Genomic DNA, 2,832 nt, shown 5'->3' with positions numbered 1-2,832 from the left:
CCTCACTGAGCCATTCAATCGGTAGTAGCGACGGGCGGTGTGTACAAAGGGCAGGGACGTAATCAACGCAAGCTGATGACTTGCGCTTACTAGGGATTCCTCGTTGAAGAGCAATAATTGCAATGCTCTATCCCCAGCACGACGGAGTTTAACAAGATTACCCGGGCCTTTCGGCCAAGGAAGTACTCGCTGGCTCCGTCAGTGTAGCGCGCGTGCGGCCCAGAACATCTAAGGGCATCACAGACCTGTTATTGCCTCAAACTTCCATCGGCTTGAGCCGATAGTCCCTCTAAGAAGCCAGCGTACTGCCAAAGCAATACGGGCTATTTAGCAGGTTAAGGTCTCGTTCGTTATCGCAATTAAGCAGACAAATCACTCCACCAACTAAGAACGGCCATGCACCACCACCCACAAAATCAAGAAAGAGCTCTCAATCTGTCAATCCTCATTGTGTCTGGACCTGGTGAGTTTCCCCGTGTTGAGTCAAATTAAGCCGCAGGCTCCACCCCTGGTGGTGCCCTTCCGTCAATTTCTTTAAGTTTCAGCCTTGCGACCATACTCCCCCTGGAGCCCAAGCACTTTGATTTCTCGTAAGGTGCCGAACGCGTCAAAAAATAACATCGTCCGATCCCTAGTCGGCATAGTTTATGGTTAAGACTACGACGGTATCTGATCGTCTTCGATCCCCTAACTTTCGTTCCTGATTAATGAAAACATCCTTGGCAAATGCTTTCGCAGTAGTTAGTCTTCAATAAATCCAAGAATTTCACCTCTGACAATTGAATACTGATGCCCCCGACTGTCCCTATTAATCATTACGGCGGTCCTAGAAACCAACAAAATAGAACCACACGTCCTATTTCATTATTCCATGCTAATGTATTCGAGCATAGGCCTGCCTGGAGCACTCTAATTTTTTCAAAGTAAAAGTCCTGTTTCCCCGTCACACCCAGTGAAGGGCATGAGGTTCCACAGAGGGAAAGGCCCGGCCGGACCAGTACACGCGGTGAGGCGGACCGGCCAGCCAGGCCCAAGGTTCAACTACGAGCTTTTTAACCACAACAACTTTAATATACGCTATTGGAGCTGGAATTACCGCGGCTGCTGGCACCAGACTTGCCCTCCAATTGTTCCTCGTTAAGGGATTTAAATTGTACTCATTCCAATTACAAGACCCAAAAGAGCCCTGTATCAGTATTTATTGTCACTACCTCCCCGTGTCGGGATTGGGTAATTTGCGCGCCTGCTGCCTTCCTTGGATGTAGTAGCCGTTTCTCAGGCTCCTTCTCCGGGGTCGAGCCCTAACCCTCCGTTACCCGTTGCAACCATGTTTGGCCAATACCCAAACATCGAAAGTTGATAGGGAAGAAATTTGAATGAACCATCGCCGGCGCAAGGCCGTGCGATTCGAGAAGTTATCATGAATCACCAAAGAGCCCAGAGGGCATTGGTTTTTAATCTAATAAATACATCCCTTCCGAAGTCGGGATTTTTAGCATGTATTAGCTCTAGAATTACCACGGTTATCCAAGTAGTAAGGTACTATCAAATAAACGATAACTTATATAATGAGCCATTCGCAGTTTCGCTGTATAATTGCTTATACTTAGACATGCATGGCTTAATCTTTGAGACAAGCATATGACTACTGGCAGAATCAACCAGATAACTATCGTCCGCCGCGGAAAAACGGCAACCGGTGCTGCGAGCAGCGCCGGAGAGATGTCAAGTTCACTGGGTGGCGTCCGGAGACGCGCCGGGCAAAGCACCTGCGGCAGGAGCCGTGGGCGCCGTGCGAGCCGGCAATCCGCTTTCCCACTCATGTGTTCCCCAGCGAAGCCGTCGACCACACTGAGCCCGAACGGGCGGCGTGTGGCCTGGGGCACGCCAGGAGAAGGACTCAGCGCCCGACTTCAGCCATTGCGGCGTCCGGCGGGCGTGGTTGCCTTCCGTTGCTCGATGGTAGAACTCGCCAGAGGCCAGTAATCCACAGAACCCATCCCTACAGCGGCGATTGCCGGGGCATTCGTCGCCTTCAGGGCATCCCCAGTACGCCGTGAAGCCTGAGCGACCGGTTTCGTGGGGGCCGACCAACACTATGAATCCCTCGCTAGCGAGACCGGAGCCTGCAAGCCTGTTCAAGGGACCACGCAATGAAAGTCTTCAAGATATGGTACAGTTGTTTGATTGCGGTTGTGTTGTGGCCGGCCGATTGCTCGACTGGCCACCCGCTCTCACATACCCTCCGAGCTCTCTGGTGGGGCGCCCCCGCCACCCGGCACTCGTTGGCCACTTTTGATTTCCCGCAAAATTCATTTGTATGGCAAATCCAAAAAATCGACTCACGAACATACATTTCCAACAACGCACCACCCCCCCCTCTCGGCGCCGGGTTTCTCGGCACCAGCGCGCCCCCAGGCCTGCCAGCAGCCAGCCCACGTATTTCTTTTGCCCTTGCCGCCGCCCCCAGATGGTACAGGGTAGGTTCAGGGTAGGCCTTACCCTGCACCCCGACACAGGCGCCACCAGGAGGCTTTAGAGGCTAGAAGCGCTATAGGGAGGCCCTGGCCGAAGGCCCTGGCGTACGCTGCTATCGCTATGCCCATCTACGGGGGGCGCTAGAGGGAGCAGGTGGCCGCCAGGCTTGACCAGAAGCCGCACGTAACAAAGCATCAGCCTAGCACTATAACCACCCCGCCCACCTAAAACGCAGCCAGCGCAGCAGGAGTAGTAGGGTAGGCATATAGGCAGGCCCACGCCGCCCTAAAGGGGGCCCCGACCTCTCCTAGGTCGCCCCTATACGCCCGCGGCGGCTTATTTACGTGGTCGTGG

1 rRNA gene is annotated in these 2,832 nt (G+C 53.7%); it reads right to left on the bottom strand.

Annotation, left to right across the window (positions count from 1 at the left end):
- A 16S ribosomal RNA gene (locus tag ABWI07_RS43810) occupies positions 1–1,673 on the bottom strand; the annotation flags it as partial.
- Between the last annotated feature and the right edge of the window lie 1,159 nt (positions 1,674–2,832).

Source organism: Actinomadura sp. NPDC000600, from assembly GCF_040492135.1.
Classification (GTDB): Bacteria; Actinomycetota; Actinomycetes; order Streptosporangiales; family Streptosporangiaceae; genus Spirillospora.
Note: the sequence above shows the minus strand (reverse complement) of the source record. Positions and strands in the feature narration are given on the sequence as shown.